The sequence below is a fragment of the Candidatus Latescibacter sp. genome, assembly GCA_030692375.1.
In the GTDB taxonomy this organism is placed as follows: domain Bacteria; phylum Latescibacterota; class Latescibacteria; order Latescibacterales; family Latescibacteraceae; genus JAUYCD01.
The window spans coordinates 40,860-55,915 of the sequence record JAUYCD010000054.1 but is presented as its reverse complement, the minus strand read 5'-3'; the positions used below and the strand labels follow the sequence as shown (position 1 = coordinate 55,915).

10 protein-coding genes and 1 pseudogene are annotated in these 15,056 nt (G+C 51.9%); 10 read left to right on the top strand and 1 reads right to left on the bottom strand.

The features are described 5' to 3' along the window. Positions 1 to 168 precede the first annotated feature (168 nt). On the bottom strand, positions 169 to 1,317 hold the full coding sequence (locus Q8O92_03720) for a dipeptidase (GenBank protein ID MDP2982420.1): 1,149 nt from the start codon (positions 1,315 to 1,317) through the stop codon (positions 169 to 171). A 382-nt stretch (positions 1,318 to 1,699) separates the two neighbouring features. On the opposite strand from Q8O92_03720, the gene Q8O92_03715 reads away from it, so the two are divergent. The 10 genes and pseudogenes from Q8O92_03715 (at position 1,700) to Q8O92_03670 (ending at position 14,992) form a co-directional block, all read left to right on the top strand. Further along, complete coding sequence (locus Q8O92_03715; protein ID MDP2982419.1) at positions 1,700 to 2,494, top strand: electron transfer flavoprotein subunit beta/FixA family protein; 795 nt, start codon at positions 1,700 to 1,702, stop codon at positions 2,492 to 2,494. 63 nt (positions 2,495 to 2,557) lie between these two features. Further along, entirely contained in the window at positions 2,558 to 3,565 is a 1,008-nt protein-coding gene (locus tag Q8O92_03710; GenBank protein ID MDP2982418.1) for an electron transfer flavoprotein subunit alpha/FixB family protein, read from the top strand. Between the two features lies 1 nt (position 3,566). Then, positions 3,567 to 4,991 (top strand): FAD-linked oxidase C-terminal domain-containing protein, encoded by a 1,425-nt coding sequence (locus Q8O92_03705; GenBank protein ID MDP2982417.1) that lies wholly within the window; start codon positions 3,567 to 3,569, stop codon positions 4,989 to 4,991. A 204-nt stretch (positions 4,992 to 5,195) separates the two neighbouring features. After that, positions 5,196 to 5,912, top strand: a complete 717-nt coding sequence (locus Q8O92_03700; GenBank protein MDP2982416.1) for a hypothetical protein — start codon at positions 5,196 to 5,198, stop codon at positions 5,910 to 5,912. Positions 5,913 to 6,111: 199 nt separating this feature from the next. Then, positions 6,112 to 6,357: an AbrB/MazE/SpoVT family DNA-binding domain-containing protein gene (locus Q8O92_03695; protein MDP2982415.1), complete on the top strand. Its 246-nt coding sequence runs from the start codon at positions 6,112 to 6,114 to the stop codon at positions 6,355 to 6,357. A 200-nt stretch (positions 6,358 to 6,557) separates the two neighbouring features. After that, positions 6,558 to 7,604 (top strand): peptidase MA family metallohydrolase, encoded by a 1,047-nt coding sequence (locus tag Q8O92_03690; GenBank protein ID MDP2982414.1) that lies wholly within the window; start codon positions 6,558 to 6,560, stop codon positions 7,602 to 7,604. A gap of 103 nt (positions 7,605 to 7,707) precedes the next feature. Continuing rightward, positions 7,708 to 8,082 carry a type II toxin-antitoxin system HicB family antitoxin gene (locus Q8O92_03685; protein ID MDP2982413.1) on the top strand — a complete coding sequence of 125 codons (375 nt, stop codon included), beginning with the start codon at positions 7,708 to 7,710 and terminating at the stop codon, positions 8,080 to 8,082. A 219-nt stretch (positions 8,083 to 8,301) separates the two neighbouring features. After that, positions 8,302 to 8,901 (top strand): annotated as a pseudogene (lepB, locus tag Q8O92_03680) (signal peptidase I). Positions 8,902 to 8,976: 75 nt separating this feature from the next. Next, positions 8,977 to 13,545, top strand: a complete 4,569-nt coding sequence (gltB, locus tag Q8O92_03675; protein ID MDP2982412.1) for a glutamate synthase large subunit — start codon at positions 8,977 to 8,979, stop codon at positions 13,543 to 13,545. Then, positions 13,538 to 14,992 (top strand): glutamate synthase subunit beta, encoded by a 1,455-nt coding sequence (locus tag Q8O92_03670; protein MDP2982411.1) that lies wholly within the window; start codon positions 13,538 to 13,540, stop codon positions 14,990 to 14,992. The genes gltB and Q8O92_03670 overlap by 8 nt, the downstream gene beginning before the upstream one ends. Positions 14,993 to 15,056 lie beyond the last annotated feature (64 nt).

The following is a 15,056-nucleotide window of genomic DNA, read 5'->3' as shown; positions in this document are numbered from 1 at the left end:
GGGCGGGTGAGGTTTTACGCCAATTTGAAAAATAATTGGAATTAGATCCTGAAACGAGTTCAGGATGACACGTGTCATGCCGAACTTGTTTCGGCATCTATTTTTACATCATGGTAATCCTCTAATCCAGTGAATCATGGTTCAGACATTTTTATATTTTTTTTCCTCTCATTTCCTCGGCTTATCGATAGTCTTTTGCAATACCCGCAGGAAATTGCCGCCCCAGACTTTCTTTATTTCTTCTTCGGTCAATCCGCGAGCCATCATGGCGCGTGTGAGATTCACCAACTGCGAAACTTCGGGAACTACCGGAATCGTTCTTCCCAGGCCGTCATAATCGGTGCCGATTCCTACCGTGTCGATACCAACCAGGTCCGCCGCATACAGGATATGATCCACCACGCGGTCGACAGTTGCCTTTGCGGGATCGGCGTCGATGAACATGGGGGCGAAGGCGATGCCCATGACCCCGCCTTTTGCGGCGAGCGCCTTGATCTGGTCGTCCGTAAGGCACCGCGCGTGCTGGCAGAGAGCGAACACCGCCGTATGGGACATGATAGGCGGCCTCGTGGAATGCTCCATGACATCATAAAAGGCCTTGTCGTTGATATGGGCCGTATCGGTGACGATACCCAGCTCATTTTCCGCCTTCAGAACCTCAAAGCCGAACGGAGTCAGCCCAATCGCGTTCTTTCGGTCGGCTTCACGTTCTTCCATAGTGCAGGGACGGTAAAGACTTGGGGAACCCTGGAGGTTGTTCGGGTCTTTCCCGCCTTCCCCGTGGGTGATGCCCACAAGACGCACCCCAAGACGATAGAATATATGAAGGGTTTCGATTCTCCCTTCGAGCCATTTTGCAGCTCCCTCTATGGAGAGGATGACGCCTACTTTTCCCGACTTTCCGGCGCGTACCGCATCGGCAGAGGTAAGCACCTGCATGATATCTTTCGGGTAGAGATCAATCGTGTCCATAACCCGTTCGGTAGTGGCCCAGACATTGGCCACAAGGCCGTTCCCAACGATCATGAATGCTGTGTACTGCTGCCCGTTTCCCTTCATCCTGGGGATGTCGGTATGGTAGGACATATCCTTCTGCATCCAGTTCATCGGATTCTCTTTCCGCGCGACCCGTTCGACCGGGGTATCATTGTGACCGTCGATGATGAGGCATTTCTTATGCACTTTCCAGGCCTCTTCCAAAGTGATGCCGCTTTTGGCAACTCTTTCTTTCGCAAAAGCAGGCGCTACCCTGGATGCAACGATTCCGGCAATTCCGGCTGCCGCTGTTTTCTGCAAGAATTCACGCCGTGTTTCCATATTTCCTCCCGTTGTGATTGAACAGTGATTTATTGTACGTTTAGGCAACCGATATACCTGGGATAATAATGAAAGGATGAGCTGCACCAATAATCTTTTCGATACTGAGTAATAATACTTTTCGATTCTGTAAACAAGTTTTTTTCAGTTAAAAAGTAAATTTGAGCTTAAAACTCAGGACAATTGATTGATTTTCAAATCGTTCTTGTCCTTTTTTTACCCATCTGATATATTATAAAATCTATCATAAAACCCTGTGATAGAAAAATACCCATAAGCGACAAACCTATGTCATGCCGAATCTGAATCTGTATTTTCCAAGAGAAATATTTCATTTTAATCAATACCCATAAACGCATACCTTAACCATCAGGGGAAGTTCATGAAAATAATCGTTCCGATAAAACAGGTCCCGGAGACCGGCAATGTAAAAATGGATGAGAAAACGGGCACGATGATCCGTGAAGGAGTGGAGAGCATCGTAAACCCGCTCGATCTTTATGCAATAGAATGCGCCCTGCAGCTCAAGGAACAGTTCGGCGGGAATATTTCGGTGCTCTCGATGGGGCCGCCGAAGGCGGAGAAAGCCATACGCGAGGCGCTCTCCATGGGGTGCGATGACGGCGTCCTTTTGACCGATAAGGCGTTTGCCGGCTCGGATACCTGGGCAACCTCCTATGTGCTCTCCCAGGCGGTAAAAGATCTCGGTGAATTTGATATCATTGTGGCAGGTGTCCGCGCCACTGACGGTGACACGGGCCAGGTGGGGCCGGAGATGGCTTCCATGCTGAACCTTCCGGTGGCGACTTTTGTGAGCAAAATCCTCAGCATCGAAGGAAATACGGTGACGGTCGAGCGGCTCATCGAGGGCGGGTATGAGACGGTGCGCCTTCCGCTGCCCTGCCTGATCACTGTGGTAAATGAAATAAGCTCGCCGCGTCTTCCTACACTCCGTGGGAAGCAAAGCGCCCGTAAAAAAGCAATTCCGGTCAAGGGCAAGGACAACCTGACTGTGGCGGAGGATGACCTGGGCCTCAAAGGCTCTCCGACCCGGGTGGTGAAAATCATGCAGCCCAAGGTAACCCGTAACGGCGTTCTTGTGGACATGAAGAAGACAGGGGTGAAGAAAGCGGTGGAGCAATTGGCGGATTTTCTCGCAGAGAAGGATTTTTTATAAGGAAAAATTGTCTGAACCACTGATTCGCATGATGAGAATGATAAAATATGAGGAGGATCGGTTTTGGCCAAAGGTGTGTGGACATTCGCCGAACAATACGAAGGGCGCCTGGAGCCGCTGGCTTTTGAACTGCTTTCCAGGGGCCGCGCCCTGGCGGACAAGCGCGGGACAGAGCTGGCGTGTGTGCTCATCGGAGCGGATATTGACCGTGGAGGCTTACAGGAGCTTTTCGAGCGCGGAGCCGACAAGGTCTACCTGGTCGAGGAGCCCCGTTTGAAATACTATGTAAACGAGCAGTATTCCAAGGTTCTGGTTCATCTCATTAAAACATACGACCCGGAAATCTTCATTGCAGGGGCGAGCACCCAGGGACGGACACTTATGCCCTATGTGGCCGCGAAGATCAAAACCGGTCTGACCGCCGACTGCACGGAGCTGGATATTGAGGCGGATACCGGCAATCTCCTCCAGACCCGCCCGGCCATCGGCGGCAACATCATGGCTACAATCAAAACTCCGAATTACCGTCCCCAGATGGCCACAGTCCGCCCGAAATCGACTCCGATTCCGAAACGAACACCGGGCCGTAAGGGGAAAATTGTCGAGGTAACAATACCCGAAGAACTACTGCAAGGCCGTGAGGAACGACTCGGTTTCCGTCCGATTGTGACCGGTGATGTCAATATCGAGGAAGCCGACCGCGTGGTGAGCGGAGGGCGGGGGATGAAAAAGGGCGAGAATTTCAAACTGATCCAAGCGCTGGCCCACACGCTCGGCGCGGCGGTGGGCGCAAGCCGGGATGCGGTGGACCGCGGCTGGGCGGAATATCCCCAGCAGGTCGGTCTCAGCGGCAAGACGGTGGTTCCGAAGCTCTACATTGCGGTCGGAATATCCGGTTCCATCCAGCACCTGGCAGGGATGAAGACCTCCGAGACCATCGTGGCGATCAACAACGATCCGGACGCCCAGATTTTCCATGTCGCCGATTTCGGGATTGTGGGCGATCTGTTCGAGGTGGTTCCGGAGCTGATGAAAGAACTGGACCAGCGAAAAGCGCAAAAGGGAATGTGATATGAGCCAATATCAATACGGAAAAGTGGATAGAGAGGTGCTGGAACGGCTGCGACTGATTCTCGGGGAGCAGTTTGTCATCACCGATGAAGAAAAAATGGAGCCCTATTCCCACGACGAGGTGGCGGAGGCGGAATACGCCCACATGCCTGAGGTGGTGGTCAAGCCCCGCACTGCTGAAGAAATCGCCGCCATCGTGCGCCTGGCCAACGAAAAGCGGATTCCGGTCACCCCGCGCGGGGCAGGCTCCGGCCTATCCGGCGGTGCGGTTCCTCTGTACGGAGGAATTCTCCTCTCGATGGAACGGATGAATCGTATCCTTGAAATCGACGAGCGGAATATGATGGTGGTGGTCGAGCCCGGTGTGGTGACCAACGAGATAAACAACCGCATCAAGGACCTCGGCCTTTTCTTCGCCGGATACCCCATGAGCCTCGAGACCTGCTATGTGGGCGGAAATGTTGCCGAGAACGCTGGCGGCGGCAAAGCGGTCAAGTACGGGGTCACCGAGCGCTATATCATGGGAATCGAGATGGTCACTCCCACAGGCGAGATAGTATCGTTCGGCGGCAAGCGCATGAAAGATGTTTCCGGCTATAACATCCGTATGCTCATGGTCGGCTCCGAGGGGACTCTCGGCATCATTACCAAGGTGATCATCAAGCTCCTCCCGCTTCCCAAGGCCAAAGTCGATCTTCTGGCGTTGTTCCCTGATGTGCAGACTGCAATCAGCGTGGTTCCCAAAATCATGACCCAGGGCGGCATAATCCCGACCGCAATCGAATTCATGGACCAACTTTCGGTGCACACCTCCTGCAACTACCTCAACGAGAAGATTCCCTACCAGCAGGCGGGGGCGATGCTCCTCATCGAGGTGGATGGCACCAACGAGCAGGTGGTCGAGGGCGAATACGACACCATCGGCAACCTCTGTATGGACAACGGCGCCCAGGAAGTCTATGTGGCCGACAACTACACCACCCAGGAGCGTCTCTGGAGCGTCCGGCGCAATATCGCCGAGGCGTTCAAAGTGGTCAGCCCGCATCAGAGCCTCGAGGACATCGTGGTTCCCACAGCGCAGATTCCCGACCTGATGCCGGAAATCGCCCGCATCTCCAAAAAGTACGACATCCAGATACCCTGCTACGGACACGCCGGCGACGGCAACCTGCACGCTACCCTCATCAAGAATCCGTCGCACACCATGGAGCAGTGGTACGGCATCATTCCGCCCGCGCTCGAAGAGCTCTACATCGCCGCCAAAAAGCTCGGCGGCACCATCTCCGGCGAGCACGGAATCGGCCACAAGCGCAAGAAATACATGCACATTGTCAACACCGACGCAGAGCTTGAGTTCATGCGCAAGATCAAGCGCGCGGTCGATCCCAACAACATCATGAATCCGGGGAAGATTCTGGATGTATGAGGGGGAAAAAGATTAGCCGCGGATTTCGCGGATTGACGCGGATAAAAGAAAGGCTCGCTTGGAGGTGGGCGGGCCTCTTTTGATTATATATAAAAACCATTGACAAATATTGTTTATAAATTTATAATTATAAAGCAATTTTATCTACCCTCAACCAAAGAAATGAAAAATACATGTCTTCAAACAACCCAAAGGAGAGCAACTATGACAAATTTTTTTAAAAAGATATTCTCAAATCAGATAAGTGAAAATGAAACTGATTTGAAGTCAATTTGTCCATATTGCAAAAATATTCTTGAACAAAAGCCTACACGAAAGAAGAAATGTCCTTTCTGTAACAATTTTATTTATGTGAGAACATTGCCAACAAACAAAAAGAAGGTATTAGTAACTGAAAATGATGCTAAGAAAATTGAAATGGAATGGGATAAGATAAATTATAGAAAAAGTATAATGCAACTATTGGGTAATTATGGAATAACAGAAAAAGAATATGATAAACGCAAGAAAGAACTTACTATAAAATTAACATCGGAAGCAAATGATAGAGATGTTATATGGTCATTATTTAATGAACTTATTATGAAAAAAATTAAAAATAATGAATTGGGAGAATTATATATAATATATTATCAAATGGCATTATTCTGTAATAGAGAAAGAAGAGATTGTTTCCATTTGCTAAAGAGTGCAGCGGAAATGTATTTATTACATGAAAAACAAAGTGGAATAACAAAAAAAGTAAAAATAAATACCATGGGTACAAATTCTTGTGAAGCATGTCAAAAATTAAATGGGAAAGTTTTTACAATTGAAGAAGCATTGGAAAAGATGCCAATCCCATGCAAAGAATGCACTCACAAACAATATGATGATGAAAGAGGTTTTTGTAGATGCCAATATACTGGTGTTTTTGATTGAAATTCTTAAATATCGAATTCAATGATGTTTGCGTCGGGGATGAATAAGATTAAATATTTTCCTTATATTGTCGAGATATAGCCGAGACAACTCGGCTTCATAGGACAACCTGTACCACTTTTTATGAGAAATTATTCTGAAAAAAACTTGCAAAGATTCCTTGAAATAGTATATACAATGCATATTATAGGAGGGTGGTATGATATTTCATTTAAAAATCCAGAAATGGGGTAACAGCCTGGGAATTAGAATTCGAAAGACCACTTCCGAGCAGTTGAATCTGAAAGAAAACACAGAGGTTCTTATCAGTGTCGAAGGAAACAGTCTTGTTTTGACTCCCATCCAAAAGAAAAAGACTCTTAAGGACATGCTTGATGGAGTCACTCCGGAAAACCTTCATCCAGAAATTGATTTTGGGCCACCAGTGGGGAAAGAGATATGGTGAAAAAAAACCAAGAGCTCTTCAACTTAATCCGTAAGTTCCATTATCTCAATTTACTTATAAAGTAAACAGGGGTTTCCCCCTCTGTTACTTGTAAGAGAGGGGGATCAAGGGGGTGAGTTTAAAATGTATGATTTGAAATTTCCGGGCAATTTTATTATGTTAAGGCGTTGAATACGTTGATTGTCGCCCCGGAAAATTTTATGATACGCTTCTTACTCCTCTTCTCCGCCATTATCTGTCTGCATCTCCCTTCTGTATCTTTCTCGGAAACCATCACTACTCCCCATTTCACCGTCACCTATGACGGCTTGAGCGAAAGGTACGCCCGGAATGTGGCGGATGCGGGTGAACGGAACCTGGCGCGCATAACCCAGGTGCTGGGGCATGCTCCGGGAGGAAAGGTGGCAATTACACTGACCGCCAGACAGGCGCAGTTCAACGCTCTAACCGAGGGTAGGCTGCCGGACTGGAGCGCCGCGGTTGCGCTGACCGGGCGAAGGATCGTGGTTTCCCCCCTTGCCGGGCACAAGATAGAGATCGAGCGCATTCTGGCCCATGAGCTTGTGCATGTCATCATCGAGGAGAGCGCCGGGGACGGCTTTGTACCGCGGTGGTTCCATGAGGGCTGCGCGCAGATTTATTCCGGCGAGTGGGGTATAAAGAACGAAATGTACATGGTCTGGAAGGTCTCGCGGGGGAACCTGCTCACTTTTGAGGACATCCAGAATGTATTCACCGCCGGGAGCCTGGACGCCGGCCTCGCCTATGATCAGTCCATGATCGCGGTGCAGCGGCTGATTTCCATTTTCGGACCCAGGGTACTCCCCGCAATCCTTGATGGTATGAGCCGAGGCCGGGAATTTCCCCAGGCGCTCCGTGACGCAACCGGTTTCTGGCCCAGCGAGTTCGAAAAGGAGTACCTGAAATATCTCCGGGAGAATTACGGCCCCAAGACTCTCCTTACTCTGGTTCCGGGAACCTGGGTGCTCATTGGGGTGCTGTTCCTGGTGGTTTATGTCATCAAGCGCTTCCGGGCCAGGAAGAAGCTCAGGGAATGGGAGGCGCAGGAACCGCGAGAAGAACTATCTATGGGATTCAATGAGGAAGACGATAGAGATGAGGCTGCAGGGATTCGCCATGTTGAACCTTTTCCCGATGAGTTCGATGAGGAAGATGAAGGTGACGAACCTGAAGGGAGACGAGATAATGTCATCCCTTTCAAACCCCGGCCAAAGAAATATGATTAAAGCAACAACCGGAAGCATTTACTACAATGACTTAATTTTCAATCAGATAAAAACCTTCTGAATATAAATAACATGCAAAAAGAGTTGCCATCCCGGTTTCTGTTTGTATCTTCTCAACAGAGCCTTTTTCAAAAGTCGTTTTAAATATAAAGGCTATACCGGGCGTGTTGAATATGATGATGAAGCGAAAGTATTCCACGGCGAACTTGATACGAAAGATGTAATCACTTTCCACGGTACCACGGTTTATGAGATAGAGGCTGCTTTCCGAGAATCCATCGATGATTATCTCTCATCCTGCTGTGAACGCGGCGAAAAGCCTGAAAAACCATTTTCCGGCAAGTTTGTTTTACGGATCCCGTCCGAATTACATCATAAGTTATGTATTGAAGCAAGTAAATCCGGAAAAAGCCTGAATAATTGGCTTGTTGACGTATCGAAAACTGTAATAAATGAGGCTTTCCTGAAAAATGCATAAATACTTGTAATATATAGAGATAACAGTTGACGTCTGCTCATTTTCTGCATATATTTCAGTATAAGAGGACGAAGGATATTGCGGAAAGGAGAGCTAAAACCGGGGGAATCCCCGTCAATTCCGGGAATAGTACTGTGGAAAAAAATTAGTATAGTAATTTCATAAAATAATGTATTTTGTTCGAAATGATCCCTTTAATTCTTGGTCGCGGGGCAGGCCATGATCAAATACATCTTGATAGTATTTTCCGTGCTGTTTCTGGGGGCTTCGGTAGTCGGTTTCTTTCGTGTAACTTCCGGTTCCATGGAAGATACACTCCTCACAGGAGACAGGCTAGTGGTTCTGGAATATTGGTATGGTATTAAGTTTCCGTTCAGCGACTATGTGATTTTCCGCGGCCGCGAGCCTGTAAGGGGCGATATCCTGTTTTTCAGGAATCCCAGGAATCCAAACGAGACTATGGTAAAACGATGCGTCGCTGTAGGAGGACAGACTGTCCAGATACGAGCGAAAGAGCTTTTCGTGGATGGCGTTGAGATACCGCTTCCGCCCAAGTGAAAAAATACTGATCCTTCGATTTTCCCCAGGAACACGAGCGAGAGGGATTTCCTGGACCGGGTGACAGTGCCGGATTCCACCATTTTCGTCCTGGGTGACAACCGTGATTTTTCCGGCGATTCACGGGTATGGGGTTTCCTTCCGAAAAAGAACCTGATTGGCAAAGCGTGGATAGTCGCCTGGAGCCTCGATCCCGGCGTGCCCTTGAAAGAGTTCAAACGCAAGCTGAGACAGGACAGGATGTTTCTGCGGGTAAAGTGAATCAGAATTGGGCTCTTTCCCCCCTTAATAGGGGGGATACAGGGGGGGCAATACGCCAGAAAAGGTTATTAGTCAATGAATAAAAACTGTAATGCAGCCGGTTTTCCCCTTGCTGAAGGACTTTATGATCCGGCGTTCGATCATGACAACTGCGGGGTCGGTTTCGTGGCCCGCATGGATGCCCGGCCTTCGCATGTCATCGTAGAAAACGCGGTGCAGGTGCTTATCAACCTGGAGCACCGGGGGCCGCTCGGATATGACACCGCGGTTAGCGGCGACGGGGCCGGCCTTCTCATGCAGATACCGGATGATTTTTTCAGGAGTGAATGCCAGAATATCGGAGTGTTTCTTCCCGATAAGGGATATTATGCGGTCGGCATGGTTTTTCTCCCTTCGGATGAAATTCTCGCGGAGCGATGTGTGCGGGAGTTTGACCGTATATCGCTAAGCGAAAAATGCGAGATTCTGGGGTGGCGGAAGGTTCCGGTTGAATGGAGCTGCCTTAGCGAAACCGCCCGCTCGACCAAGCCGCAGTTTTGCCAGGTATTTCTCAGACCCGCCGATGATGATTTCAACTCCTTCGAGCGGCGGCTGTACATTATTCGGAGGCGGCTGGAGAAAGAGATTTCTTCGTGGAACGACTGCGATCCGAGCCAGTTTTATATTGCCAGCCTTTCCGGGAAAACCGTGGTGTATAAGGGACTTCTCACCGGAAGCCAGCTTCAGGTCTTCTTTCCCGATCTTCAGAACAAGGATTTTTCCAGCTCTTTTGCCATCGTGCACCAGCGTTACAGCACCAATAACCTCCCTACCTGGAATCTGGCGCAGCCTCTGAGACTGATCGCCCATAACGGCCAGCTCAATTCCTTGAGCGGAAATGTCAACCAGATGCGTATCCGTGAACCGATCCTGAAATCGGACATCTTCGGACCGGACATAGAAAAAATCAAACCGGTCGTGGTCGAGGGAGGCAGCGATTCCTCGGCGTTCGACAATGTGCTCGAGATGCTCTGTCACGGCGGGCGCTCTCTCCCGCACGCCATCATGATGATGATCCCCGAGGCCTGGGGCGGCAAGTTTTACATGGGGGATGACCGTCGGGCTTTCTACGAGTATCATTCCGCAATCATGGAGCCCTGGGACGGTCCCGCGGTTATGGTATTCACAGACGGCCGCTATGTGGGGGCCACACTGGATCGCAACGGTCTCCGTTCTGCGCGCTATACCATCACCCGCGACGGCATTGTTATTCTTGCCTCCGAAACAGGTGTGCTCGATTTCCCCGGGGATCAGATACGCTCGTACGGTCGTTTGCAGCCCGGGAAAATGTTCCTGGTCGACCTGGAGCAGAACCGCGTCGTTCCTGATAACATAATTAAATCCAAGATCTGCCGGCAAAAACCCTACCGCCACTGGGTGAAAGACAACCGGATCGAGCTTCGCGGACTCCTGGCGCCTGCCAAATTTCCGCCTGAAGATCCGGAAGCGCTTCTCCGGAAGCACCATGCATTCGGATATACCGCCGAAGAATTGAAAATGGTCGGCATCCCCCTGGTGTATGGCCAGGAAGCCATCGGGGCAATGGGGGACGATACGCCGCTCGCCGTTCTCTCAAACCGCCCGCGTCTCCTTTTTTCGTATTTTAAGCAGCTATTCGCCCAGGTGACCAGCCCTCCCATCGACCCGCTAAGGGAAGAACTGGTCATGTCTCTGATGAGTTTCGCCGGAAGGAAGAGAAATCTTCTCGAGGAAACCCCCGAGCATTTCAGAATTTTGAAACTGCATCATCCGATTCTTACCCCGGAAGACCTCGAACGCATCAAGACAGCGAACCATCCGGACATCATCGCCCGTGAAATAGATATCCTTTTCCCCGCTGAAGGCGATGGCGAGGCTTTGAAAGCGGCTATCGAGGAGGTATTTCAAAAAGCTGAGGTATTCATTTCGGAGGGCGCGACCTTTATCGTTCTGACCGACCGAAACATGGACGAGGACATGGCGCCGATCCCCTCGCTTCTCGCCACCTCCGGATTGCACCATTACCTGATCCGGAAAGGCCTCCGTACTTCCGCCGGGCTCATCGTGGAAACGGGAGAGGCGCGCCAGCCCATGCATTTCGCCATTCTTATCGGCTACGGTGCCAATGCTGTCTGCCCCAAAGTTGCCTACTCCACCGTGCGTGACCTGGCGGAGACCATGTACGAGAAATCCGTAACCCCCGATGAGGCGGCCGATTCCTATATCACCGCTATCAAGAAGGGGATACTGAAAACAATGAGCCGGATGGGCATTTCCACCGTCCGCAGCTATTTCGGCGCCCAGATGTTCGAGGCGATCGGCCTGGACCGCGAGCTGGTCGACTCCTATTTCACCGGAACCTGCTCGCGGGTCGGAGGGATCGGTCTTGAGGAGATCGCCGCCGAAACCATGCTCCGTCACCGGAAAGCCTATCCGGAGTCCGGCAAACCTTCGCCTCTTCTGGATGTGGGGGGAGAATACCATAACCGCTACGGCGGCGAGAAACACCTTCTTTCGCCAGATGCCATCTGCAAACTCCAGCAAGCCGTCCGTGACGATGATTACCTTGCTTTCAAGGAATATGCCCGGATGATCGACAACCAGGCGGATGAACCGGTAACCCTGCGAAGCCTCCTCGACTTCCGTAACGAAAGCCCGATACCGCTCGAAGATGTCGAACCCGTGGAAAAAATCCTTCCGAGATTTTCCGCCTCGGCCATGTCATTCGGCGCTCTCAGCCGGGTTGCTCATGAAACCATAGCTGTCGCCATGAACCGACTGGGCTGCCGCTCCAATACCGGCGAGGGCGGGGAAGATCCTGCACGGTACAAGGCGCTCCCCGACGGATCGAGCCGGCGCTCGGCGGTGAAACAGATCGCTTCCGGCCGATTCGGCGTCACTACGGAATACATCGTAAATGCCGATGAACTTCAGATAAAGATCGCCCAGGGCGCCAAACCCGGAGAAGGAGGCCAGCTTCCCGGAAACAAGGTGAGCGGGGAGATCGCCCGTGTACGTCACACTACTCCGGGAGTCACTCTGATCTCTCCTCCGCCGCACCATGATATCTATTCCATCGAGGACCTGACCCAGCTAATCCATGATCTTCGTGCGGTCAATCCGAAAGCGCGGATTTCGGTGAAACTGGTGGCCGAAGCCGGGGTCGGCGCGGTCGCGACCGGAGTGGCAAAATCGCAGGCAGACATGGTTCTCATCTGCGGCCACGATGGGGGGACCGGCTCTTCGCCGATCACCTCCATCATGCATGTGGGCATCCCCTGGGAAATCGGTCTGGCAGAAGTCCAGCAGGCGCTCATAAGGAACCGTATCCGAGACCGGATCGCAGTCCAGGTGGACGGTCAACTCAAGACCGGACGCGACCTGGCGGTTGCGGCGCTCCTCGGCGCGGACGAGTTCGCATTCGGCACCATCATCCTCGTTGCCATCGGGTGCGTGATGCTCCGGAAATGCCATCTCAATTCCTGCTCGGTGGGAATCGCCACTCAGGACCCCAGACTGGCAGCCAATTTTCACGGAAAGCCGGAATATGTGGAACGCCTGATGCGCTTCATAGCCATGAATCTCCGTGAATATATGGCGGAGTTGGGATTCCGTTCGCTCGACGAGATGATCGGCCATGTGGAGATGCTCCGGACGAACCCCACCTCCAACGGGCATCGCAAGGCGCATTCACTCGATTTCAGCGCGATTCTCGCATCTCCGGGTAACGGCGGTGCGGTTCCGCTCCGGTGCACCCGCAAACGCGATATTCACCCGGACTCTCCGTTTGACGAAACCCTGCTGCGTATGGCGCAGCCCGCTCTCGATACGGGAGAGCCGGTGCATATTGCCATGCCGATTTACAATATCAACCGTTCTGTCGCATCAGCCTTAAGCGGGAAGATTGTGCGGCGGTACGGGGCCAGAGGCCTGCCGCCGGACACCATCCGCTTCTTCTTCAAAGGCACCGCCGGGCAGAGTCTCGGCGCATTCCTTGCTCCCGGCGTAACCATCCGTGTCGAGGGGAGCGCCAATGATTATCTCGGCAAGGGAATGTCCGGGGGAAGAATTATCCTGGCTCCTTCAACCTATGCCGGTTTCAAGCCCTGGGATAATATTATTGCAGGGAACACCGCCCTTTATGGCGCAACCGGCGGCGAAGTATACATATACGGAATCGTCGGTGAGCGTTTCGCGGTGCGGAACAGCGGAGCCTCCGCGGTGGTGGAGGGAGTGGGCGATCACGGCTGCGAATACATGACAGGCGGAGTGGTGGTTATTCTGGGAACTGTGGGGAACAATTTCGCCGCCGGGATGAGCGGAGGCATTGCCTATGTGTATAATGAATCGGAGATGTTTGAATCACGGTGCAACCTGGACATGGTGGACCTTGAGAGCGTCTGGACGGAGGAGGATAAATCGCGGCTCTATACCCTTCTGGAAAACCACTTCCTTTTGACCGACAGCAAAAGGGCCGGCCAGATACTGGAGAACTGGGAAGCCGACCTCCCGATGTTCATAAAGGTGATGCCTATCGATTACCGTCTTTCCCTGGAAAGGATGCGGCTGTCCGAACGCTCCGAAACCGAGACCCCGGCGGCGACCGAGGAGGTATACAATGCCTGATCCTTTCAGCTTTATTGTATATCCCCGGGAGAATCCGCCCCGCCGTCCTGTCGAGGAGCGAATCCGCGATTGGCATGAGGTGGAACAGATGCTTCCACCCGGCCGTCTTGAACACCAGGCCCTGCGATGTATGGATTGCGGAGTTCCTTTCTGCGAGATGTATGGCTGTCCCCTGAGAAACCGCATCCCCGATTGGATAAGCATGGTGTGCGGCAACAACTGGCGGATGGCCCTTGAGCTGCTCCATTCCACCGACAACTTTCCGGAGATAACCGGGAGGGTGTGCCCTGCGCCCTGCGAACCGTCCTGCACGTTGTCAATCAACGGCTCGCCGGTGACCATAAAGCACATCGAGCTTCAGATTGCGGAACGCGGCTGGCGTGAAGGTTGGATAGAACCCCTGCCTGCTTTGAACAAAACCGGGGAAAAGATCGCCATAATCGGCTCCGGCCCGGCCGGTCTTACCGCCGCCCAGCAGATGGCGCGATACGGCCACAGTGTGACTGTTTTCGATCGCGACCGCCGCATCGGAGGCATCCTCCGGTACGGCATTCCTGAGTTCATGCTGGAAAAATGGGTTCTCGACCGCCGCATCGACCAGATGCGCAGGGAAGGGGTTATCTTCGAGACAGGGGTCGATGTAGGAGTTGATCTTTCCATCGGGTATCTTAAACGCACCTTCGACTCCGTGGTGATTATAACCGGATCGCGGATACCCTATGATTTGCAGGTTCCGGGCCGCAAGCTCGACGGTATTTATTTTGCATATGATTTTCTGGCCTGCCAGAACCGGCGTCTATCCGGCGACACTATTCCTCCGGCAAAAAATATCACTGCGGAGGGCAGGGAGGTGGTTATTATCGGCGGGGGAGACACCGGCGCCTACTGTATCGGAGTCAGCCGCCGTCAGGGCGCTTTGGGAATAACCCAGGCGGAAATCGAGTCCGCGCCTCCCGAAAACGGAGGTATCGCAGGGATTCAGCATGCTGAACCCCTGCAACATACATGGCCTCTCTTTTCCGGTATTCCGGAAACTACCGGTTCCCACGATGAAGGGTGCAACCGGCTTTGGGGCGTCAAGGTTAAAAAATTCCTGGGGAAAAAAGGGCGGGTGAGTTCGGTCATTTTAACCCATGTAGGGGTTCAGCATGCTGAACCCCTAAGAAACGGGAATAATCATGAAATTCCCGGCGCCGAATTCGAGATTCCTGCCGATATGGTAATCCTTGCGATGGGCTTTGTCCACATGGAGCAGGGGCCCCTCATCCAGAATCTATCCCTCGTTACCGACGAGAAGATGAACCTCAAAATCAACGACAATTACATGACTTCGTCGGAAGGAATTTTTGCCGCCGGTGACTGCGTTCTGGGCGGTTCTTCGGTGGTTCAGGCCATGCACCAGGGAAGGGAAGTCGCCGAAGCGGTGAACGGGTATCTGATGGATTAGATGCCGAAACGAGTTCGGCATGACATAGGTGCGCGTCATCCTGAACTCGTTTCAGGATCTGAAC